General features: G+C 70.1%; 21 protein-coding genes. 17 read left to right on the top strand and 4 right to left on the bottom strand.

What is annotated here, in order from left to right:
* Nucleotides 1-28: 28 nt before the first annotated feature.
* Nucleotides 29-1,762 carry a chitinase gene (locus ACFY8O_RS03585; RefSeq protein WP_387898431.1) on the bottom strand — a complete coding sequence of 578 codons (1,734 nt, stop codon included), beginning with the start codon at nucleotides 1,760-1,762 and terminating at the stop codon, nucleotides 29-31.
* A 558-nt stretch (nucleotides 1,763-2,320) separates the two neighbouring features.
* Here ACFY8O_RS03585 and ACFY8O_RS03580 point away from each other — a divergent pair.
* The 17 genes from ACFY8O_RS03580 to ACFY8O_RS03500 all read left to right on the top strand — a co-directional run bounded on the left by ACFY8O_RS03580 (nucleotide 2,321) and on the right by ACFY8O_RS03500 (nucleotide 18,725).
* Nucleotides 2,321-3,187: a hypothetical protein gene (locus ACFY8O_RS03580; protein ID WP_387898428.1), complete on the top strand. Its 867-nt coding sequence runs from the start codon at nucleotides 2,321-2,323 to the stop codon at nucleotides 3,185-3,187.
* 84 nt (nucleotides 3,188-3,271) lie between these two features.
* Entirely contained in the window at nucleotides 3,272-3,979 is a 708-nt protein-coding gene (cpaB, locus tag ACFY8O_RS03575) for a Flp pilus assembly protein CpaB (protein WP_145803683.1), read from the top strand.
* A 7-nt stretch (nucleotides 3,980-3,986) separates the two neighbouring features.
* Complete coding sequence (locus ACFY8O_RS03570; protein ID WP_145803681.1) at nucleotides 3,987-5,279, top strand: AAA family ATPase; 1,293 nt, start codon at nucleotides 3,987-3,989, stop codon at nucleotides 5,277-5,279.
* Nucleotides 5,276-5,698 carry a TadE/TadG family type IV pilus assembly protein gene (locus tag ACFY8O_RS03565; RefSeq protein ID WP_145803680.1) on the top strand — a complete coding sequence of 141 codons (423 nt, stop codon included), beginning with the start codon at nucleotides 5,276-5,278 and terminating at the stop codon, nucleotides 5,696-5,698. The genes ACFY8O_RS03570 and ACFY8O_RS03565 overlap by 4 nt, the downstream gene beginning before the upstream one ends.
* 3 nt (nucleotides 5,699-5,701) lie before the next feature.
* Entirely contained in the window at nucleotides 5,702-6,076 is a 375-nt protein-coding gene (locus ACFY8O_RS03560) for a TadE/TadG family type IV pilus assembly protein (RefSeq protein WP_387898425.1), read from the top strand.
* A gap of 167 nt (nucleotides 6,077-6,243) precedes the next feature.
* Entirely contained in the window at nucleotides 6,244-7,581 is a 1,338-nt protein-coding gene (locus ACFY8O_RS03555) for a CpaF family protein (protein ID WP_145803676.1), read from the top strand.
* A 10-nt stretch (nucleotides 7,582-7,591) separates the two neighbouring features.
* On the top strand, nucleotides 7,592-8,530 hold the full coding sequence (locus ACFY8O_RS03550) for a type II secretion system F family protein (RefSeq protein ID WP_145803674.1): 939 nt from the start codon (nucleotides 7,592-7,594) through the stop codon (nucleotides 8,528-8,530).
* Nucleotides 8,531-8,543: 13 nt separating this feature from the next.
* Nucleotides 8,544-9,428: a DUF5936 domain-containing protein gene (locus ACFY8O_RS03545; RefSeq protein ID WP_145803672.1), complete on the top strand. Its 885-nt coding sequence runs from the start codon at nucleotides 8,544-8,546 to the stop codon at nucleotides 9,426-9,428.
* A 123-nt stretch (nucleotides 9,429-9,551) separates the two neighbouring features.
* On the top strand, nucleotides 9,552-10,844 hold the full coding sequence (locus ACFY8O_RS03540) for a sensor histidine kinase (protein WP_387899550.1): 1,293 nt from the start codon (nucleotides 9,552-9,554) through the stop codon (nucleotides 10,842-10,844).
* 104 nt (nucleotides 10,845-10,948) lie between these two features.
* Nucleotides 10,949-11,983 (top strand): response regulator, encoded by a 1,035-nt coding sequence (locus tag ACFY8O_RS03535; RefSeq protein ID WP_387898422.1) that lies wholly within the window; start codon nucleotides 10,949-10,951, stop codon nucleotides 11,981-11,983.
* Nucleotides 11,984-12,238: 255 nt separating this feature from the next.
* Entirely contained in the window at nucleotides 12,239-12,472 is a 234-nt protein-coding gene (locus ACFY8O_RS03530) for a hypothetical protein (protein ID WP_356737759.1), read from the top strand.
* Nucleotides 12,469-13,134: a pilus assembly protein TadG-related protein gene (locus tag ACFY8O_RS03525; RefSeq protein WP_387898419.1), complete on the top strand. Its 666-nt coding sequence runs from the start codon at nucleotides 12,469-12,471 to the stop codon at nucleotides 13,132-13,134. Before ACFY8O_RS03530 ends, ACFY8O_RS03525 begins: the two co-directional genes overlap by 4 nt.
* 31 nt (nucleotides 13,135-13,165) lie before the next feature.
* Nucleotides 13,166-13,765 carry a hypothetical protein gene (locus ACFY8O_RS03520; RefSeq protein ID WP_387898416.1) on the top strand — a complete coding sequence of 200 codons (600 nt, stop codon included), beginning with the start codon at nucleotides 13,166-13,168 and terminating at the stop codon, nucleotides 13,763-13,765.
* A gap of 8 nt (nucleotides 13,766-13,773) precedes the next feature.
* The gene (locus ACFY8O_RS03515; protein ID WP_387899547.1) at nucleotides 13,774-14,412 is read left to right on the top strand and encodes an OmpA family protein; all 639 of its coding nucleotides are present in this window, start codon (nucleotides 13,774-13,776) and stop codon (nucleotides 14,410-14,412) included.
* A gap of 563 nt (nucleotides 14,413-14,975) precedes the next feature.
* Nucleotides 14,976-17,459 carry a Tox-REase-5 domain-containing protein gene (locus ACFY8O_RS03510; protein WP_387898413.1) on the top strand — a complete coding sequence of 828 codons (2,484 nt, stop codon included), beginning with the start codon at nucleotides 14,976-14,978 and terminating at the stop codon, nucleotides 17,457-17,459.
* Nucleotides 17,460-17,526: 67 nt separating this feature from the next.
* The gene (locus tag ACFY8O_RS03505) at nucleotides 17,527-18,246 is read left to right on the top strand and encodes a hypothetical protein (protein ID WP_387898411.1); all 720 of its coding nucleotides are present in this window, start codon (nucleotides 17,527-17,529) and stop codon (nucleotides 18,244-18,246) included.
* A complete protein-coding gene (locus ACFY8O_RS03500) occupies nucleotides 18,243-18,725 on the top strand; it encodes a hypothetical protein (RefSeq protein WP_387898408.1) in 483 nt (160 codons plus the stop codon). Before ACFY8O_RS03505 ends, ACFY8O_RS03500 begins: the two co-directional genes overlap by 4 nt.
* 72 nt (nucleotides 18,726-18,797) lie before the next feature.
* Here the strand turns inward: ACFY8O_RS03500 and ACFY8O_RS03495 are convergent, their stop codons facing one another.
* From ACFY8O_RS03495 to ACFY8O_RS03485, 3 genes are read right to left on the bottom strand one after another with little or no spacing between them, the layout of a single operon-like run.
* Nucleotides 18,798-19,247, bottom strand: coding sequence for a DUF3592 domain-containing protein (locus ACFY8O_RS03495; RefSeq protein WP_387898405.1), 450 nt, complete (start codon nucleotides 19,245-19,247; stop codon nucleotides 18,798-18,800).
* A gap of 20 nt (nucleotides 19,248-19,267) precedes the next feature.
* Nucleotides 19,268-19,849, bottom strand: coding sequence for a hypothetical protein (locus ACFY8O_RS03490; RefSeq protein WP_145804790.1), 582 nt, complete (start codon nucleotides 19,847-19,849; stop codon nucleotides 19,268-19,270).
* 20 nt (nucleotides 19,850-19,869) lie between these two features.
* Nucleotides 19,870-21,861 (bottom strand): hypothetical protein, encoded by a 1,992-nt coding sequence (locus ACFY8O_RS03485; RefSeq protein WP_387898402.1) that lies wholly within the window; start codon nucleotides 21,859-21,861, stop codon nucleotides 19,870-19,872.
* Nucleotides 21,862-21,919: the final 58 nt, after the last annotated feature.

Raw genomic sequence — 21,919 nt, 5'->3', positions numbered from 1 at the left:
GCGCTGCTGGATCACCGGTCCCGCGGGGCTACGGGAGCCCGTGGACGTGCGGCCCGACCGCGCTCGACCAGGCGTTGCCCGCCGTGGCGTCCCAGTTGGTGGACCAGGTCATGGCCCCGCGGATCCCCGGGTACGTCCTGGACGGCTTGAAGGAACCGCAGTTCGTGCCCTTGGCCAGGCAGTCCAGGGCCGCGTTCACGACGGACGGGGCGACGTAACCGCTGCCCGCGCCCCGGGTGGAGGCGGGGACGCCGAGACCGACCTGCGAGGGGGCGAGCCCGCCTTCCAGCTGGATGCAGGCGAGCGCGGTGAGGAAGTCCACCGAGCCCTGCGAGTAGACCTTGCCGTCGCAGCCGAGCATCGAACCGCTGTTGTAGTACTGCATGTTGACGACGGTCAGGATGTCCTTGACGTTGAGCGCCGTCTTGAAGTACTCGCCGGAGGTCGACTGCATGTCGATCGTCTGGGGCGCCATCGTGATGACGAGGCCGGAGCCCGCCTTCGACGAGAGGGCGCGCAGGGCCTTCGTCATGTAGGTGGAGTTGAGGCCGTTCTCCAGGTCGATGTCGACCCCGTTGAAGCCGTACTCCTGGATGAGCGCGTACACCGAGTCGGCGAAGGCGGTGGCCGAGGCGTCGCTGTTGACCGCGACGGACCCCTTCTCACCGCCGACGGAGATGATGACGTTCTTCCCGGCGGCCTGCTTGGCCTTGATGTCGGCCTTGAACTGGGTGACGGTGTAGCCGTTCAGCCCGGCCGAGTCCAGGTTGAAGGTGACGGCGCCGGGCGTGGCCGTGGCGTCCGCGAAGGAGACGGCGATGATGTCGTAGGCCGCCGGCACGTCGCTGAGCTTCTGGACGGTGGCGCCGTTGTTGAAGTTCTGCCAGTAGCCGGTCACCGCGTGCTTCGGCACCGAGGTGGACGGGCCGGGACCCGGGTCGGTGGCCTTCGCCGTACGGCCGCTGACGCTGGTGGACTTGACCGACTCGCCGGCGGCGTTGGTCGCGCTGACGGAGAACTGGTACGCGGTGTCCGCGGCCAGGCCCGTCACGGTCGCGGAGGTGCCGGTGGAGGTGGTCGCCTTGGCCCCGTCGCGGTAGACCGTGTAGCCGGTGGCGCCGGAGACCGCGTTCCAGGAGAGGGTGACGGAGGAGGTGGTGGTCGCTCCGACGGCCAGCCCGGCGGGCGCTCCGGGGACGGTGGGGGCGGGGTCCGTGCCACCGCCGCCGTCGGGCCCCGTGACCTCGATGTCGTCCGCGAGGTAGGCGGCCTGGCCGTACCACCCGTGGGTGTAGACGGTGACCGAGGTGGTGGAGGGGCCGGTGGTGAAGGTCGTCCTCAGCTGGGTCCAGCTGCTGGAGCCGGGCGACCAGGTCGAGACGTCGGTGGTCCCGGTGCCGCTCGCGCCGATGTAGGCGTAACCGCCCTGGACCCAGGAGCTCAGCGTGTACGTGGAGCCGGGCTTCACGGCCACGGTCTGCGTGCACTTGGCGTTGTCCTGGCCCGCCGGTGTGGCCTTCAGCGCAAAGGAGCCGCCGTGCACGGGGGAGGAGACGGTGGCGCCGCTGCCCCCGGAACAGGTCCAGTTGGCGAGCCCGGACTCGAACCCGGCGTTCCTGGCCACGTTGACGTCGGCCGCCTGCGCGCTGGTGGCGAGTCCGGTGACGGTCAGCGCCCCGGCCGCCACGGCGGCCACGGCCCCGCCGAGGACAGGGCGGACGCGGTGTCTTCTGTGCCTGCTGCTGCCTGCGGAGCGTTCCACTTGCTGCCTCCGGTGGGGGAGTTGGGGGTGCTGGCGGGGAACGGTGGCCACCGTTGGCCGATAAACTGGTCCAGACCAATCAAGTTGTCAAGACCTGTGGCGGTCCCGATGCCCGCGGATGGCGGTGGAGAGGCCCTGGTGGAGGGGTGTGTCCCCCTTCGGGTGGCGGCCTCCGGGTCCGCGGTGCACTCGCGCGGGTGATGTCGCGCGGAGCCCCGGACCGTGACGGAGCGGATATCGGCGGGGCGCCGGGTAAAGCGGCTGCGCCCCTTCTGACGTGGGCGGATGAATTGCCGTGCATTTCAAACCCGGGGAGCGGGGGTAACCCTCCGCAGTGGTACAGAAGTTAACCACTCTGCATTTGGTCCGATTTCGTACGGGCGCGTTGCGAACGTCCGTGCAGGATCACTTCGTACTGGAGTCAGATATCTGTTCTCTGCCTGGTATGACGTGGTTAAAGTGCTGGGGAAGAAGCACGGAGCAGGAGCGATTGCGGCCGGAGTCATCACCGACGACGGCCGGAGCCGAACGGGGAAGAGCGTGCCGACCGCAATAGCAGTGACCAGTGCTGACCTGGTGCTACCACCGACCGACCAGCAGACACCGACCGCGGCGCTGCTACAGGCTCCCGAAGCCCAGGCCCTCGACCTCGCGATCGGTGACATGAACCTGCTCCTGGAGCAGCACGGATATGTGATCGCGGTCTACCCGACGGGCCTCAGCCCCGCCCACGAACGCAGGCTGCACGCCATCCGCTCCGTCATGGAGAGCGACCGTATCGCCCTGCTCAAGGTGGACCTCCCGCCGCTGGGTGTGGCCGTGCTGGTGCGTCAGCTGCGGCAGTTGTCCATCTGCGACTTCAGCCCGGGGGTGGTGGCCTCGGCGGCGCGGCTGCTGGCCCACTACATCCACGCCGGAGCCCTGCTGAACTCGGTGGCCCGGCTCGACCGCGTCCCCGTCAGCCTCAAGACGCACGCCAAGTCCTGGGTGCCCGGCTCCCAGTTCGCCGTACTCGCCGGGCCCAACCCGCAACTGGTCAAGATCGGGACGGGCGTGGAACCGCCGGCCGGACCCGAGTTTCCCACCCATCTACTGGTCGCCAAGGGGCAGTTGAGTTCGGAATGGGTTCAGCAGACCCTCGCCCCCGCGTGGAAGGTACAGGCCATTCAGGAGTGCCCGGTGCCTTCCGGTTCGGCGCGCTGGTGGGGAACCGGGAAGCTGGTGGAATTCGCGTCCTTCCTCCCGGACATCTCCGTGATCTACCAGCTCGTCTCCTCGGTACGGCGGGAGAACTGCCACTGGTGCGGAATGGAGCTCATCGGCGACCGCTGCGGCTTCTGTTCCTCCCCGCTGGCCCCGGCCGAGAACCGAATGCACTCAACCGGTGTCCTGAACCATGGAGCGCCCGCACCACCCAGCTCCTGACGTCCCCGTACCGCTCCCCAGACACCGCGCATCTCTCTCTGTCCGCTGCCCCACGCATCCGATTCGAACGAGGTTGTCCGGCTCATGAACTCCCGCCAGCGCCGCGGCGTGATACTCCTGCTCCTGTCGGTCCTGTGCGCCTTCGGCGCCTTCGCCGGGGTGCTCTCGGTGATCAGCGACGTGAACTCGAAGGTCGGGCCCGAGGTCACGACGTATCAGGTGAAGAACGACGTGGCGCCCTACACCGCGCTCTCCAGCGGCCAGTTCGAGAAGATCTCGATGCCCAAGCGGTGGCTCTCCGCCAACGCGGTCACCGACCTCTCCGAGGTCGACGGCAAGATCGCGGTCACCCAGCTGCGCAAGGGCTCGCTCCTCCAGTCCGACATGATGGAGAAGCGCCCCGCCCTGCGGCCGGGCGAGCAGGAGATCGCCATCCTGATCGACGCCGCCACGGGTGTCGCGGGCAAGATCACCCCGGGCGCGACGGTCAACGTCTACGCCACGTTCGCCGGTGAGAGCGAGGGCGAGCCCGCCCAGTCGAAGGTCATCGTCTCCAACGCCCGGGTGCTGGACGTCGGCAAGCTGACAGCGCTGGAACCGGACAACGACAACAAGGCGAACCAGGCGAGCGAGGCCGTCCCGATCACGTTCGCCCTCAACACCCTCGACACCCAGCGCATCGCCTACGCCGAGTCGTTCGCGGAGCACGTGCGTCTGGCGCTCATCGCGTCCGGCAGCGACGGCACGATCCGTCCGGGCGACCGGACCTACACGCTCGACAAGGACAAGTGAGGATGGGATGACCACCAGGATCCTCCCGGCAGTGGGTGACGCGGACGCGGCCAGGTCCGTCACCACCCTGCTCAGTCAGCTCCCCGACGCGGAGCCCGCCGCTCCCGTCGGTGACTCCACCCAGCTCATCGACACGCTCGCACGCCTCGCGGGCGAGTCCCTCGACGAGCTGCCCGAGGTCGTACTGGTCCATGAGCGGATCGGCCCGGTTCCGGCCCTGGAGCTGATCCGGGAGGTCTCCCTGCGGTTCCCCGCCGTGGGCGTCGTACTGATCACCGTGGACGCGAGCCCCGGCCTCTTCTCCGCGGCCATGGACTCCGGCGCGCGCGGGCTGGTCACCCTGCCGCTGAGCTACGAGGAACTGGCCAACCGGGTGCAGGCGGCGGCCCAGTGGTCCGTCGGCGTGCGGCGCCACCTCGGGTCCGGCGGTGACGTCTTCACGGGCCCGGGCGGCACCGTGGTGACCGTCACCGGGGCCAAGGGCGGCGTCGGTGCCACCGTCGCCGCAGTGCAGATCGCCCTGGCCGCCCAGACCTCGGGCCACACCGTCGCGCTGGTCGACCTCGACCTCCAGACCGGCGACATCGCCTCGTACCTCGACGTCCAGTTCCGGCGCTCCATCGTGGACCTCGCCGCGATCTCCGACATATCGCCCCGTGTCCTGTCCGACGCCGTGTACAACCACGACACCGGGATGGCCCTCCTCCTGGCACCCGGCGAGGGGGAGCGCGGCGAGGAGGTCAGCGACCGCTCGGCCCGCCAGATCGTCAGCGCCCTGCGGTCGCGCTACGAGGTGGTGGTGATCGACTGCGGCAGCCAGATGCAGGGCGCCAACGCCGCCGCGATCGAGATGGCGGACATCGCCCTGCTGATCACCACGCCGGACGTGGTGGCGGTACGGGGAGCCAAGCGCATCGTGCGGATGTGGGACCGGCTGCAGATCCGCAAGGCCGAGGAGACGGTCACGGTCGTCAACCGCTTCAACCGCAACACCGAGATCCAGCCGCCGCTCATCCAGAAGATCACCGGTACCCGGATGGCCGGCGTGGCCGTGCCCGCGAACTTCAAGGAGCTGCAGGGCGCGGTCGACGCGGGGCGGATGCACGAACTCGACGCGAAGAGCGTCGTCAAGCAGGCGTTGTGGGCGCTGGCCGGAGAGCTGGGGCTGGTGAAGGTACCCGCCGGCGCCGAAGGCAGTGGCAAGTTCCGGAACGACCGGGGCTCGATCGGGCGCGCCCGCAGGCGGCGTGACGGCGGGGCCGGGGCAGCGGAGCGACCTAGGGGGCAGGCTGACCGATGACATCCACCGACAGAGAACGCCCGGCCATACGGGCGGGGCGGGTACGCCTCCGCCCCGGTGAACAGGACCGCGGGCAGACCGCCGTCGAGTTCGTGGGCGTCACCCCGCTGATCATCCTGCTGCTCGTGGCGCTGTGGCAGTGCGCGCTGATCGGCTACACGTTCAGCCTCGCGGGCAACGCCGCCGACGTCGGCGCCCGGGCGGGCACCGGGGCACGCTGGCAGCAGGGCCAGGCGTGCGGCGAGGCCGCACGGGAGGACCTGCCGGACGCGTGGTCCTCGGCGGCGACCGTGCGCTGCTCCACCGACCGGGGGCTGTACAGGGCGGAGGTCGACCTCAAGGTGCCCGTACTCGTGCCCGGCGTACTCGACTTCCCCATGACGGTCACCGGCGACGCCGCCTCGGTGAAGGAGGGCTGAGCAATGAAGCGGAACCCGCGGACCGGACGCCGCGAGCGCGGTCAGGTCGCCATCGAGTACATGGGCTTCATCCCGCTGCTGCTCATCGTCGGCCTCTGCGCGATCCAGCTGGGTGTGGCGGCGTACGCGGCCAACCAGGCGGGCACCGCCGCCAGGGCCGCCGCCCGTACCGCCGGCCACGACCGGCCGGAGAGCAGCCCCGAGGACGCGGGGCGCCGGGCCATCAGCGGCTGGCTCGCCGACGAGTCCACCTTCACCCCGCGCTGGGGCGGCGACGAGGTCACGTACACGGCCAGGGTCAAGGTCCCCTCGGTCATCCCGGGGATGGAGGACGCCTTCGGCTGGGCGGAGCGCAGTTCCACGATGCCCCGCGACTGAGCGGCCCGGCACCGGCCCGTACGGGCGCCCCCGGCGTCGTCCCCACGGGCACCTGCGGGCGCGGCCGTCGCGACCGCCGCACCCGGTACCAGCACCTACGAACGACCAGCAGGACCGCCGGGAAGGGCTCCGGCACCACCGGCACGTCTGACCGAGGAGTTACGGAAATGAGCCTGCGGGCACGCATCACCGCCCCCGAGGAGCAACCCGGTGGGCGGGAGGACGGCCATCTGGTCGCCACCTACCGGGCCAAGCTGCTCGAGGAGATCGACCTCGCGGAGATGTCCTCGCTGGCGGCGGCGGACCGGCGGGCCCGGCTGGAGCGCGTGCTCGGCCACATCATCAGCCGCGAGGGGCCGGTCCTCTCGACGGTCGAACGCTCCCAGCTGATCCGCCGCGTCGTCGACGAGGCCCTCGGCCTCGGCATCCTGGAACCGCTCCTGGAGGACGCCTCCATCACCGAGATCATGGTCAACGGCCCGGACCAGATCTTCGTCGAGCGCAGCGGCCGGGTCGAGCAGCTCCCGATGCGCTTCGGCTCGCACGAGCAGCTGATGCAGACCATCGAGCGCATCGTGTCGACCGTCAACCGCCGCGTCGACGAGGCCAATCCGATGGTCGACGCGCGCCTGCCCAGCGGCGAGCGTGTCAACGTGATCATCCCGCCGCTGTCGCTGACCGGCGCGACGCTCACCATCCGCCGGTTCCCGCGCGCCTTCACGCTCCAGGAGATGATCGGCTTCGGTTCGCTGGACGAGCAGATGCTGATCCTGCTCTCCGGACTGGTCCAGGCGAAGCTCAACATCATCGTCTCCGGGGCGACGGGCACGGGCAAGACGACCCTGCTCAACGCCCTCTCAGGGCTGATCCCGAACAACGAACGCATCGTCACCATCGAGGACTCCGCCGAGCTCCAGCTCCAGCAGAACCACGTGATCCGGCTGGAGTCCCGCCCCGCGAACGTGGAGGGCAAGGGCCAGATCACCATCCGGGACCTGGTCCGCAACTCCCTGCGTATGCGCCCCGACCGGATCGTCGTCGGTGAGGTCCGAGGCGGGGAGTCCCTCGACATGCTCCAGGCGATGTCGACCGGTCACGACGGATCGCTGGCCACGGTGCACGCGAACAGCGCCGAGGACGCCCTCATGCGCCTCCAGACGCTGGCCTCGATGTCCGAGATCAAGATCCCCTTCGAGGCGCTGCACGACCAGATCAACAGCGCCGTCGACGTCATCGTCCAGCTCACCCGGTTCGCCGACGGTGGGCGCAAGGTGACCGAGATCGCGGTGCTCGACTCCCACGGCCGGGACAACTACCGCATCGTGAGCGTCGCCCGCTTCAACGCCCAGCCGATGGCCGCCGACGGGCGGATCTACGGGCAGTTCCAGTATCTGCCGCTCCCGCGCAAGGTCGCCGAGCGCCTCTACATGGCCAGCCAGCCCATCCCGCAGGCCTTCGGGGTCGCCTCGTCCGAAGAACAGCTCGCCACCCGAGAGGCCAAGTAGGTACCGCCCCATGACCAATCTCCCCCTGCTCACCGTCGGCGTCACGCTGCTGTGCTGCGTGCTGGGCGTCGTCGGCCTGCACGCGTACGCCGGCGGGAAGGCCGACCGCGAAGCCCTCGTCGACCGGCTCTCGCACACCGGACAGATCCCCCAGGAGGGCCGGCACCGCCGGTTCCGGGGGGTCGACCGCAGACTGCGGTCCACGACTCTCGGCCGGAAGATCGAACTGAAGCTCGCGGCCACCGGCCTGGAGATCACCCCGGGTGAGTTCTTCGTCTACGCGATCGTGGCCATGGCCGGGCTCTGGCTCATCGCCTCGTCGCTGCTCGCCAGCTTCTTCGGCCCGGTCGCCGCGCTCATCGGCCTCTGGGGCACGAACGCCTTCCTCGAATGGCAGCGCACCAAGCGCACCGACCGCTTCATCAACCAGCTCCCCGAGCTCTCCCGCATCCTCGCCAACGCCACCCAGGCGGGCCTCGCCCTGCGTACGGCGATCGGCATGGCGGCCGAGGAACTGGAGAACCCGGCCGGCGAGGAACTGGCCCGCGTCGCACGCCGTCTCTCCGTCGGCGAGTCGCTGGACGACGCGCTGAGCGAGCTCACGGACCGCCTGCCCTCGCGCGAACTCGTCGTCCTCGTGACGACCCTCGTGCTGTCCAACCGGGCCGGCGGTACGGTCGTCAGCTCCCTGCGCAACCTCACCGAGACGCTGGAGGAACGCAAGGAGACCCGGCGCGAGGTCAAGACCCAGCTGTCGCAGGTGACGGTGACCGCCTACGCCGTGCCGGGCTTCGGCATCGGCGCGATGCTGCTGATGAACGCCGTGATGCCCGGCGCGCTCGACCGCATGACCGGCGCCCTCATCGGCCAGGCCGCGGTGATCGTCTCCATCGTGCTGTACGCGATCGGGTTCATCGTGATCCGTCGCCTGTCCCGTATCGACGTCTGAGAGGGGGACCGTCATGGATCTGCTGCTCGCACTCGTCGTGGGCCTCGCGGTGTACGGAGCCATCGCCGGCATCCGGATGTACCGGGCCGACGCCAAACTGCCCGGCGACCTCGCCATCGCCCTGGAGATCGGCTCCAGCCGCACCAGCGCGGTCGGCTCGGGGATCGACCGGATGGGCATGCGCTGGGCGCCGATGGTGCTCCGGCTCATGGGTCCCAAGGCCGTCAACAAGAAGCGCCGCCAGATCGACATGGCGGGCAACCCCGGCGGTCTGACCATCGACCGCTACGCCGCACGCCGCGCCGTCTACGGCGCCCTCGGGTTCTTCGGGGCCTTCACCACGATCGTCAGGGGGCAGCTCTTCGTCTCGCTGCTCCTGATCGCCTTCGGCCTGTTCTGGGTGGAGGTCGGCATCTGGTCCGCGATCCGCGTCCGCAAGGACCACATCGAGCGGACGCTCCCCGACTTCCTCGACGTCCTCGCGGTCGTCGTCTCGGCGGGCCTCGGTTTCCGCCAGGCTCTGGAGCGCGTCGCGGAGAAGTACGAAGGCCCGTGGGCCGACGAACTGCGGATCACCCTGCGCCAGATGGACATGGGCGTCAGCCGGCGCCAGGCCTTCGAGGAGCTGCGTAAACGCAACGACTCGGAACAGGTCGCGATGTTCGTGACGACCCTCCAGCAGGGCGAGGAACTGGGCGCGCCCATCGTCGACACCCTCATCCAGATCGCCAACGACATGCGGCGCACCGACGCCCAGAACGCCCGCCGCAAGGCGGCCAAGGCGGTCCCGAAGGCGACCTTCGCGGTGACCTCGTTCCTGCTGCCCGGCACGCTCGTTCTGCTGACGGTGGGCTTCGTGTACGGGGCGAACGTCGACTTCAGCTTCATCTCGGGCTGATGTCCTGCGGGAGGAGCGGGAGTTGAGGAGGATGGGCATGACAAGCGAGGGGAGGCGAGGGAACCGGTGTCCTACCCACTGGGCAGTGGCCACACAGGGCTGAACGGAGAGGTACGCCAGGCGATGGCCGATCCCGGCGCCCGCCCGGCGTTCGCCCTCCAGGTGAACGCCCTCCAGGCGATGTGCCGCCAGGTCTTCGGGTTCCGCCTCGCCATGATCGCCATAGCGACGCCCTTCGCCGTCGACCGCACGGCACCCGGGCTCGCCACCTGGCTCGTCGGCTCGGCCGTCCTGGTCACCTTCATGGGTTCCTACGTCCTCTTCCGGGACTGGGAGCGCTTCGGCCCGCTCTTCCTGCGCCACCCATGGCTCCTCGGCATCGACGCGCTCTTCGGCGCCCTGCTCCTGGTCACGGCGACCCCGGAGTCCACGCTCGCGTACGTCACGGTCTGCACCCCGCTGCTGGCGGGTCTCGTCTACGGCTGGCGCGGGGCCGCCGCCTTCGCCGTGCTCCAGGTCCTGATCGTCTCCGGTGTGTACGCCACCGACGTCCAGCTGGAGGCGAGCGACGGCACCGCGCTGCTGCTCCCCGGCTTCTGCGTGATCTCCGGAGCGGTGGGCGTCACCCTGCGCAACCTGCTGCTCCGCTTCGGGGCGGCCAGCCAGGCCCTGACCGAGACCCGGGCGCGGCTCGCGGTCAACGAGGCCGTGGAGAGCGAGCGCACCCGGCTCGCCCGCGAGATGCACGATTCCGTCGCGAAGACCCTGCACGGCCTGGCTCTGGCGGCCGACGGGCTCGCCGCGTCCTCGGACCGGATGGACCCGCTCACCGTCAGGCACCAGGCGGAGCTCGTGGCCCGCTCCGCCCGCCGGGCCGCGGCGGAATCACGCGAACTGCTCTCGGACCTGCGCCGGGAGTCAGGGCTCGACGAGGGCATCGACATCATCGCCGAACTCAGGGCGCGGGCGGACGACTTCTCCCGCCGCCACGACCTCACCGCCACGTTCCGCCGGCTCAGCGACGCCCCGGTGCCGCCGGTGCCGTCCCCGGTGGCCCGGCAGCTCCTCACCGTCGCGTCCGAGGCGATGGAGAACGCGAACCGGCACGCCGAACCCACCTATCTCGTCGTCCTCGCCGGGGTGAAGGGCGACGTCCTGCGGGTCACGGTGTACGACGACGGGAAGGGCCTGCCCGAAGGCACCACCCTCGACGACCTGAAGCGCGCCGGGCACTTCGGACTCGTCGGGATGGTCGAGCGGGCGGCGTCCATCGGTGCCCGTATCCGCATCGGCAGGGGCAAGGCCGCGAAGGGAACCGAGGTGCGCACGGAACTTCCGCTGGCGGCCCTCGGCGGCGCTGCCCCGCCACCCCCTCTCCCCGACTCCTACGGCCTCCCCGCGGCGGCTCCGCACTGAACGGCCGCGGCCCGCCCGCGGCACCCTTTCTCCGTAGACCCCACAGCACCGTCCCCGTAGAACGAGACAGATACAGATCCAGAGACCTGAGAGGAGGTCGCAGAATGCCGGACGACATCTCCCGCACGTCGGGCCAGAACTGGGCGGCGCAGAACCACGCCTCCCAGCACACTTCCGCCCACGCGAACCCGCTTCCCTCCGAGCTCAGCTCCCCGGGATTCCCGGCGCCCCAGAGGCCCGCGGCATCCGAGCTGATGCCGCCCTTCCCCGCACCCCGCGACACCCCCGCACCGGGCCCGCTCCGGGTCGTCGTCGCCGACGACAACCCGGTGGTACGCGCCGGGCTGGGCGTCCTGCTGTCCGGCCGTGAGGACATCGAGGTCGTCGCCGAGGCGGCGGACGGCCGTCAGGCGTACGAGATGGCCGTGCAGCACCGCCCGGACGTCGTCCTGCTCGACGTCCGCATGCCGGGGGTCGACGGCATCTCCGCCCTGCCGCACCTCGTACGGGTGGCGCCGGTGATGATGCTGACGTACAGCCGCGAGAGCGAGATCGTGCACGAGGCGCTGCGGCTCGGCGCCGGCGGCTATCTGGTGCACGGGGAGTTCACCGCGGACCAGCTGGTGCAGGCGGTACGCGACACGAAGGGCGGCCGGGCCCACTTCACGGCCACGGCCGCGAACGCGCTCCTCGCCCACATGCGCCAGGGCCCCGTCCCGCAGGGCGGCCCGCTCCCGGACGGCCTCGGTGCGGCCCTGGCCTCCGCCTCCCCGCACGGTGCGCCTGCACACGGGCCGGTGCCGCAATCGCTCCCACCTGCGACGCGACCGAACCCGCCGGCGCAGGGTCTTTCGCAACTGCAACCGGTTGTGGCACAGTCTTCGAAGGCGGATGACCCGCCGGGGGCGCCCAACTCGCCGCAGCACGGCCTGAGTTCCAGGGAGGTGGAGGTCATGGAGCTAATCGCGTCGGGCATGAGCAATCAGCAGATCGCCGCCACCTGCTTCATCAGCGAGAAGACGGTCAAGAACCACATCAACCGCATCTTCACCAAGCTCCACAGCGGCAGCCGCAGCGAGGCCATCGCCCGATGGCTGGGCACGGCGCCGGGTGGCCGGCCGGGTCTGGGAGGCAGGTAACCATGGCTCAGCGGGGGAAGCGCCACACGACGGCCGGGACCGGCTGCGTCCGGGCCCAGGAGCGGGGACGCCGGGCCCAACTCACACATTGGGCCCGGCTTTGGGCCCTGGGACCCTCTCTCGGGAAGGGTGTTCCGCCGTACGTTTCTCATGTCGCAGACGGCACCGGCCAGGAGGAAGCCGGTAACGGGTGCGACAACCGAGAAACGTGTGAGTCGGCCGGCTGTCGGTCGGCCGGACCTGGAGGGGAACACCATGTCGAACATCACCCTGAAGACCGCCGTCCGCGTCAACGGCTGGGCGAACACCGCAGTCAGCGCGATCCAGAAGCGCTACGAGGCCAAGGACCGGGGCCAGACGGCGTTCGAGTACCTGGGCATCATCCTGGTGGTCGTGGCGATCATCGGCGGCATGGTGGCCTCAGGCATCGGCTCGGCGATCACGACCCGCATCACGGGTCTGGTGAGCTCCATCACTGCGGGCAAGTGACCAAGGCACGGTGCAGCGATCGAGGGCAGGCCTTCCCCATCTACATCGTGATGGTGGCGGGTCTGCTCTTCCTCGCGTTCGCATTCTTTGCGGTCGGTAAGGCTTCGGCCACGCGTAATGGTGCTCAGGGGGCCGCTGACGCAGCGGCCCTCGCTGCTGCCCAGCAGGCCCGCGACGAGATAGGGCCGGCGTTCCTCGGATCGCTTCTGCTGCCAGGCGGACTCAACGACTTCTTCGGAGGCCACTACATCAGCGGCGAGCCGTGCAATCAGGCGCAGCGTTTTGCCGCGAGCAATCGCGCGGATGTGGTCGGCCGCTGTAGGTGGGACTCCGGTTTCCAGCGTGACGAGGTCACCGTGAAGGTCGAGACCCGCAACACGGTGGGCGACACGGTGATACCCGGTACGGAGAAGACGCGCGCCACAGCCACCGCGACGGCTGTGGTCGAGTTCCGGTGCAACTGGAAGCCTGCCGAGGAGCCGGACGGGGAGGCGTCGCCTCAGCCGGAGAACGAAGAGGACGAGGGTGAGAAGCCCGAGACTCCAGGTCCGTTCACCTTCCAATGTGACGGTAGGGATCGGTTCGAGATCGACCCTCTTCATCCTGATCCCTGGGCTGAGTTGGGCGAGACGCTCTTTGCCGTGCATCTGACCGACGACTGACAGTGAACGACGAGTAAAGGAACCAGAACCCATGAGCATTCGGCGCACACCGAGGTCTCGAAGGGCAGTGGCGGTTGCCTCGATGGCAGCGGCGCTGGCCCTCACGGTCACGGGCTGTGGTGGTGACGACGGCGATCCCGAGAGCACCGGTTCGTCCGCCTCCGCCGAGACCGACAAGTCGAACAAGGGGGCCAACCCTGATACGGCGGCCGGTGAGGAAACGGACCCGAATGCGAAGCTCGCCGAGATCAAGGGCGAGGTGGGGCTCGTACTCGTCGTTCAGGAGGTAAAGCGCGACTCCGGTGGCTTCGTCACGGTGAGCGGCGAGATCAAGAACACAGGTGACCAGCCCCGAAGCTTGAATGGAATGGAGGGCACGGAAAGCAATGTCGTAGCGCAGAACCCCAACTCTGTCGCGGGAGCCACCCTTGTCGACAAGGTAGGCAAGAAGCGCTACTACGTGCTGCGGGACACGGACAATCGGTGCCTGTGCACGACAGCCATGACCAACGTTGCGGCAGGGGGTTCCGCACCTGTCTTCATGCAGTTCCCGGCTCCGCCCAGCACGACGACGGAGGTTGACTTCACTCTTCCGTCGTTCTCCACCACGTCGCTGAAGATCTCAGGGTGATGAGCGAGATGACCCACCTTCGCAGGCGAATGGGACCAACGGCAGGCGTGGCAGTAGCCACGACGTTGTTCACGGTGAGCACGACGTTCATGGGCGCCGTGGCGCAGGCCGACGACGGCCCCAGCGTCCCGCCCGGGACCGAGGCGTCGGCTGAGCCGCCCGTCAAGACGGACGGCAACGATCCGGACCTCAAGATGCCCGAGGGCGGCACCCTCGCTCCCGGGAAGGTCCTCGACATCATCCAGGTGGTCGAGGATCTCGGCGGCGAGGAGCGTCGCGAGGACAGCAACGCGGACATCAAGTTCGCGCTCCAGGCCGAGGTGCTCTTCGGCAAGGACAGCGCCAAGCTGAGCTCCGAGGCCAACTCGCGCATCGTCGCCATCGCGGCCGAGATCGAGAAGCAGAACGCGACGAAGGTCCGGGTCTTCGGCTTCACGGACAACCTCGGTTCCTCGGCACACGGCGACGTGCTGTCCAAGCAGCGTGCCGAGGCGGTGAACAGCGTGCTGTCGAAGGAGCTCGACCCGTCGATCACCTTCGAGATCCGCGGGTACGGCGAGCAGTACCCCATCGCCGACAACAGCACGGAGGAAGGCCGCAAGAAGAACCGCCGCGTGGAGGTCTCCTTCCCGCGTACGACGGGCTGACGTCCACGCCACAGACCGACGTCCAGTCGAACCGACGGCCAGTCGACGGGCCGGCCACGAGACATCGTGGCCGGCCCGTTCGGGCTGTTCTTCGCGCCCATCCGCCTCCAGCCGCGAGGGGCACTCGCCCTTCTGGCGGCGCGCCTCTCCGCCCGGGCCACCCGCGTGCCGACGTACGGCAGACGGCGAACCGTTGCGGGCGCTACGCGTGGCAGCAACGGGTGCCCCAGGCCCGTCCGGTTCTCGCACAGGAGGCGTACCTCGGCGTTCAGGAGCTGCACGCGGCACCTGTCCGGCTGATCGAGCCCCATCGAACAGCTGTGTCCGACGCCGCAGTTGCCGGCACCGCCGTGGCCGACGATCGGCCCTCTGGTCCCGGGCCTGAAAGCCATCACGGCCGGGTGGAAGCGGAGCCCTCGCTTCACCCGGTTTCTGCCGTCGCACCTGGTGGGGCGTCACTGCTGTAGGTCCTGATTGGGCCCCTGGGCCCAGGCGCACAGAGGGTTCGGCGGCGTACGGTTATCGACCAAATGCGGTCACGATGAGACGAGTTGAGGCCGAACATGTCCACCGTGGGGTCAACTCCCGGCTTCGGAGGCTCGTGGCAGCCGCCCGTCCCCGAGCGCCAGGACATGCCTCAGCTGCTGAGGGTGTCACGCATCCTCATCCACGTCCTCTTCGCCATCACGGTCTTCGGCGGCGTGGGACTGCTCCTGACAGCGGCGAGCATCGACGCCCTGGACGGCGCCGTCCTGGCACTCACCCTGTACGGCGCCGCGCCCGGTGTCGCCGGATGGGTGCTGGCACGCAAGGCGTGGACCGGCGGGGTGTGGGTCTGGCGGGGGCTGCTCGCCGTACAGGCATGGCTGCTCCTGGGCGGGATATCGAGCCTGCGGGACGGTTCCCTGCGCGGGCTGACCCAGATGTTCCTTCCCGTCGTGATCCTCGTCCTCCTGAGCCGGGCGGAGAGCCGCCGGTGGTTCCGTCTGGACGGAGGTCACCGGGAGATCCACGAGGAACCCCCTTTCTCGCTGTCACGGATGATCACGTGGCGCAGGGACCGGGGCCAGTCGGCGATGGAGTACCTGGGGCTGGTCACCGTCGTGGCGGCGATCGTCCTCGCCCTCGCGCTGGGCGGTGTGGGCGGCCGGATAACCGACGGCCTGCAGGCCGCCATCTGCTCGCTGACGGGCAGTTCGTGTCCTGCTCCGGGGGCCGGCTCGGAGACGGTGGAGGCCGGTGACGTGCCGGCCGACGGTGACACGGACACCGGAGGCGCGGACACCGGAGGTTCGGACACCGGAGGGACAGGTGGCACCGGTGGCACGGACACCGGCGGGACAAGCGGCACCGGTGGTGCGGACACCGGCGGGACGAGCGGCAGCACGGGCAGCGCTTCGGGTGGCAGTACGGGGGGTGACTCGGGCGGCAGCACCGGCACCTCAGGCGGTGCGGACAGCACGGGCGGCACCACCGGCGGGGCCTCGGGCAGCTCAGGCGGCGCGACCGGCGGCGACTCGGGAGCCACCGGCAGCACCGGCGGAGACGCGGGCGGCACCGGCGGTTCAGGCGGCGCGACCGGCGGCGAGTCGGGTGGCACCGGCGGCACCGGGACCCAGCCCGTCGGCAACGTGGAGGTCGAGACCGACGAGGACAAGACCGACGCCGCCGAGGACGAGCCCGGCTGGGAGGACGACGAGGACGCCTCGGGCGAGGGTGACGAGGACGAGGACGAGGACTGCTTCTCCGGCTTCGGCGCCTTCTTCTCCTGCGCGGGGGACAAGGTCGAGCAGGTGGCGGGCGGCCTCTTCGTCGACGGCATCTGGGGCGACGTCACCGGGATCTGGGACACGGTCACGGACCTCCCCGGCACCTGGGAAGGGATCAAGGACTACGGCAGCTCGCTCGGTGACGCCTGGTCGGAGGGGACCAAGGACGCCGGCGACAAGTGGCGCAAGGGCGACTACTGGGACGCCCTGACCGACTGGGGCGGCTCCTCCGTCGACACCGGCCTGACCGTGCTCGACGACATGTTCATCGGCGACGAGGTCAAGGACCAGTGGAACAACGGCCAGAAGACCAGGGCCGGCACCACCGTCGCATGGAACATCGGCTCGCTCTTCATCCCCGGGTACGGCGAGGCCAAGATCGCCCAGAAGCTGGGCAAGCTCGGCAAACTCGGGAAGCTGGGCAAGCTCGGCGAGGCGGCACAGAAGGCGGGCAAGGCCGCCGAGCGGGCGCGCAAGGCCGCGGGCAAGGGTGATGTCGACGCGGCGAAGAAGGCCGCGGACGAGGCCCAGGAGCATGCGGACGACGCGGCCGACGAGCTGGCGGAGAAGGGCTGCCTGATCAGCTCAGGGCCCCTCGGCGGCGGTCGGCACCAGCCCGCCTACGCCGGCGGTGTGAACGCGGCGGCGCACACCCAGGCCGCCTACCGCGTCAACGGGGTCCCGGTCCTGCTCCTCGCGGAGAAGGAGTGCGACGGGGTCAGCCAGGAGGAGATCGACGCCGCCGAGCAGGCGCAGAAGGACGCCGACGCGGCCAAGGCGGCGGCGAAGGAGGCGAGCCGCAAGAAGGTCGCCAAGTGGGCGAAGCCCTCCTGGTACGGGGACCTGAAGAACCCCCGCAAGGGGTCGAAGGACGCGGGCGACGGCCAGTGGAAGGCCAAGAAGTCCGTGGCGTACTGGCCCGGCATGGAGCGCTGGATGCGTTACCAGGAGCAGGTCTCCGGAGTGAAGCGCGGCAAGGAGTACGCCGTGAAGGAACCGCAGACGGGCCGTGACGTCGACTTCGACGGCTGGGACTCCGCCTCCCAGACCTACAAGGAGGCGAAGTTCGGGTACGGCAAGAAGGTGCGGCCGGACGGCACCCTCGAACCCGCCCAGGCGGCCAAGTTCGTGGAACAGGCGCAGCGGCAGCTGCGTGCGGCCGGGGACAAACCGGTTGAATGGAACTTCTCCAACAAGAAGGTGGCCGATGCGGCGCAGAAGGCGTTCGACGACGCCGACGTGGACGTGATCGTGAAGCACACTGAGGTGAAGAACTGACGTCGGCGGCGCCCGGACCCCGGGGACGGAACCGGCACGGGTCCGAGCACGAGCACGAGGGATGACGATGTCGAGCGAAGTCGTGGTGAAGGTGTCCTGGGGCCCGCGGCCCGAGTCCCCCGGGGAGCTGGCGGAGCGCTGGCTGGAGGCGCTCGCCCGGTTGACGCAGCTGTCGGAGCCCGGCCCGGTCGACTGGCGCTGGGACGTGGAGGACGGGAAGGGGACCCCCGTCCCGTCCACCGCCGAGGACGTCGCCACCGTGATCGAGGCCGGGGGCCCGGAAAAGGACGCCGACATCGTCGGACGGCAGGCCGCGGTCGTCGGCACCTGGCCCGACGGCGGATACGCCTATCTGCGGGCCAAGGGGGGCGGCAGCGACGCGTACACCCCCTTCACCGCGACGCTCCAGCTCTTCCCGGCGGCCGGAGCGGCGGCCGGCTCACGCGCCCCGCTCACCGACCGGCTCCCCGACGTACTCGCCGCGCTCGCCGAAGCCTGGGAGGCCGACACGGGCCTGGCCTACGACCGTGAGCTGTTCAACGCGGTCAAGTCCGCCTTCGCCCTCCGCAACTCCAGGCCGCGCTGCGGCTGGGTCACCTACCTCTCCGCCAATCGCGCCGCCCTCGTGCCCGCTGACCTGCCCGGCCCGCGCCGCGCCACGGCGGACGGCGGGCTGGTCCTGGACTCCGGGCGGGACACCGACGCGGTCATGGCCGCGCAGCGGGCCCTCGCCGGCGCGGGCGCCCTGGAACCCCTGCCCGTCGCGGAGCCCCGGCCGCTCTGGTGAGCGAGGCGCTGGAACTCCGGGCCAGGGTGCGCGGTGACATCGCCGCTGTCGAGGCACTGCGGGCAGGCCCGTACACGCCCCCCTGGCAGGGCTGCGCCGATCCCGGCCGCTCGGCCTGCGGCGAGGACTTCGCGGTCGTCGCGCTCCGGGTCGGCGAGGACTTCTACGACGCGGACGACGACGGCGAGCGGATGGACGCGGCGCACGAGGCGTTCGAGACCGAGCGCTGGGGTGTGGTCCTGGCCCTCGACACGCGCTGGGGACGGCACGGCGAGCTCTCCACCGTCCCGTACGAGGAGCGCGAGGCGGAGGGCCGGGCCGTGCCGCCGCTCTTCGCCGCGCTCGGCGAGCTCGGGTACTCCGGCGACCTTCAGACCTGGCACGCGGACGGGCGCACGGTCGGGATCGGCGTCGGGCAGATGGACCGGGAGGAGCCCGTCGTGCTCTTCGCGGTGGCCTTCGCCGCGCCGGCCGGGTAACACGCCCTCGGTCGACGCCCCCCACATCGCCTTCGCCCCTCGGGCGAAGGCCTCTCGCCTTCGGGTCTCCCCTCAGACCCAGCCCCGCATCGCCGCGAAGGCGAACAGCAGCGCCAGCGAGAACAGCCCGAGCACCACGGCGAAGACCGTCGGCATCAGGACCGGCCCCCACGCCCCCGGCCCCGCCACGGTGGCCCGGCGCTCGGGGGCCGTGGGGTCGAAGGAGACCCGGACCGGCGCCCCGACCTCGAAGCCGAAGGGGCCCGGGGCGTGGTCGGTGAACTCCACCTCGCGGCCGTCCGGGGTGCGGAAGGCGAAGACGTACTCCGTGCGGTAACGGTTCTCCGTCCCGGACCCCCGGTCCACCACGCGCCGGTCCGCGCACCGGCCCTCGACGCGTTCGCCGTGCCGGACCAGTCGCAGCACCCGGGCCAGCCGGAGGCCGGAGCGTACGGCGAACGCGCCGAGGAACACGCCGAACAGCAGGAGGAAGGTGGCCGTGCCACCGGGCAGTACGTCCATGAACGAGACTCCGGAGCGGGTTACTTGACGGTGATGGAGTCGACGAACGCGTCGAGGTCCGCCGGGCTCAGCGCACCCTTCACCGCGTTGACCCGGATGGCGAACGGTACGTCCTTCGAGTCGACCCCGGCCACCACGACCCCCGTCATCCGCGTCCCCTTCACCGGCGTCGACTCCTCGCCCGTCGAGGTGAACTCGTAGTCGATCCGGCGTGCTTCACGGGCGCTCTCCTCGCCCGCGAGCCGCACGTCCGTGGTCGCCCCGCGGGTCGCCCCGAGCCCGATCCCGGCGCCCGCCGCCGCGGCGGCCTCGTCGGCGTCACCGACCCCGGTGGCGAAGTCCAGCTGGACCGAGACCATCCCGGTGCGCAGGCCCTTCTCCTCCTTGAGCGCGACCGCGGCGTTGGCCTCGCTGCGCTCCGCGGCCGGCTGCGGGGCGTACCCCTCGCTCTTCGGGTAGCCGACCGACACGCTCTTCGTGTCGAGCGTGCCCCAGCCCTCGGGGACCGCTCCGGCGTCCCCGCCGCCGCAGCCACCGAGCAGTGTCAGAGCGAGGACGGCGACAGCCGCCGCGCCGAACGCCTTCGACTTCTTCAACGTCATCGCCTCTTCGTCGCGTGGGTTCACCGGGCGCAGTAGCTGTACGGGAGGTACGAGCGCTTGTCGCCCTGCGGAGCTCCGAGGAACTGCGCGTCCGTCAGTGTCTCCTTCTTGTGCTCGTCGGAGATCGAGAATCCGAGACTCATGCCCAGCGAGACCTCGAAGCCGAACTCCTGGGCGTCCGTCTCGCCGTGGTACTGCATCGTGCTGGACAGGCCGTCCTGGAACATCAGCTGCTCGAAGGGGTCCCCGCCCTCAGGCTTCTTGTTCAGGGACTTGTCGCCGAACATGTACTCGAAGGGGGCGGTGTTGTTCCCCGAGCCGTCGAGCCAGGTCTCCGCGACGGCCCGCTTGGCCTCGGTGGCCTCGTCGGTCTCCTTGCCGAAGACGATCGAGTTCGTCTGCACCTCGATGCCCGTGTCGCCGGAGGAGTCGGTGACGCTCCCCTTGCCGCCCCGCTTGTCGCCGTCCTTCTTGCCGTTGTCGCCGCCGGCCTCGCCCTTGTCGGACGTCGAAGTCTTCTCCACCGTCTTCGTCATGTCGATCCGGACGATCTTGCCCGTCTTCTGGTCGCGGGTGACCGTGATCGCCCCGGTGTTCGTGTCCTTGGCGCCCGCGGTGCCGCCGAGCGGACCGGCGCTGCCGCTCACCTTGCCCTCGAGTTCGAGCTTGGCCGTGTAGGTGTACGACTCGTTGCCGTTGACGTCGTCCTTGGTGATCGTCACATCGGGGGAGAACTTGGCCTTGCCGCCGAGCTTGGCGCCCAGCTTGTCCTCGTCGCCCGCCTTGATGGAGAGGCCGCCGTCGGCGTACACGTTGAGGCCGATGGTCGAGTAGGAGATCTTCTTGTCACCGATCTTCTTCTCGATGTCCTCCTTCTTCTCCGCCCACTTCATGCCGGAGTACCAGCCGCCGCCGTAGCCGCCGCTGTGCTTCATCGAGGTCTCCCACATCTTCATCTCCTCGATGTCGTCACGCATCTTCTGCGCGTCGGCCTCGCTCTTGAAGACCCAGGTGTCGCCGTTGGTGATCTTGACGCCGCCGCCGATGTCGATGTCCGCCTTCCCCAGGCTGCCGAGCTTCACCCCCGGTGTGCTGGCGTTGGCTCCCGCCGACGCGGCGTCGGTGAAGGTCATGTAGACGAGCTTGTCGTTCTCGTCGACCTTCCCGTCCTCGTTCACATCGGTCTTGGCCTGCGCGACCTTCTGCTGGAAGCCGTACTCCTCGCCCCACTCGAACCAGCCGATCTTGACCTTGCCGCCCGCGGTGTCCGAGATGCTGGAGACCTGGCAGAGCTTGGGCTCGTAGTCCGCGTCGGTCTTCGGCTTCGCCGTGTCGTCCCCACCGGTCGCGCAGCCGCCGCCGCCCCCGGTGAGGGAGGTGATGGCGCAGCGGATGCGGTCGCCGATCTTGCCCCCGATCCCGGCCATGGCGAGCGCCGCGACGAGTGCGACGACGAGCACGATGACGCCGAGGTATTCGGTGGCGGTGGCGCCACCGTCACGCCAGTGGTACGAGCGGGTGTACGCCGACGAGGACGCGGGGTGCTCGTCCCTGCCCTCCAGGAGCCGGTCGACCGCCAGCCCCACGGCCGATCCCGTGACCATCGCGACCGCCGGCATCACCACGCCCTCGGTGCCCACCACCTCCCAGGCCACGGCGTAGCCGTAGGCGAGTCCGGCGACGGGGACGGCGAGTGCGGCCAGCAGGCGCAGGACGCCGGACTCGCGCTGCCGGTCGGGAAGAGCGCGGGCGGCGGCGAGGACCGTCAGCACGGTGACGAGGACGCCGGGCAGGTGCAGCAGGGCCAGGCGCCAGCCGAACAGGTCGAGGCGCTCCCCGGTCCCGAGGGTCTCGACGAGCGCGCGCGTCACGAGGAAGCCGGTGGCGACGTACATGAGAGCGCCGGCCGCCCAGCTGCGGCTCAGCGGGAAGAACCAGCCGTCCCCGCCGCCGGTGGAACCCGGCGGTACATGGCCCGGGATGCCGCTTCCCCAGTCTCTGCCACCGCTCACGGTTTCACCCTTTCGACGACGCCGGCCCAGTTGCCTCTGGAGGGTGAATGTACGGCCG

Source organism: Streptomyces argenteolus, assembly GCF_042902585.1.
Taxonomy (GTDB): Bacteria; Actinomycetota; Actinomycetes; order Streptomycetales; family Streptomycetaceae; genus Streptomyces; species Streptomyces argenteolus.
Note: the sequence above shows the minus strand (reverse complement) of the source record. Positions and strands in the feature narration are given on the sequence as shown.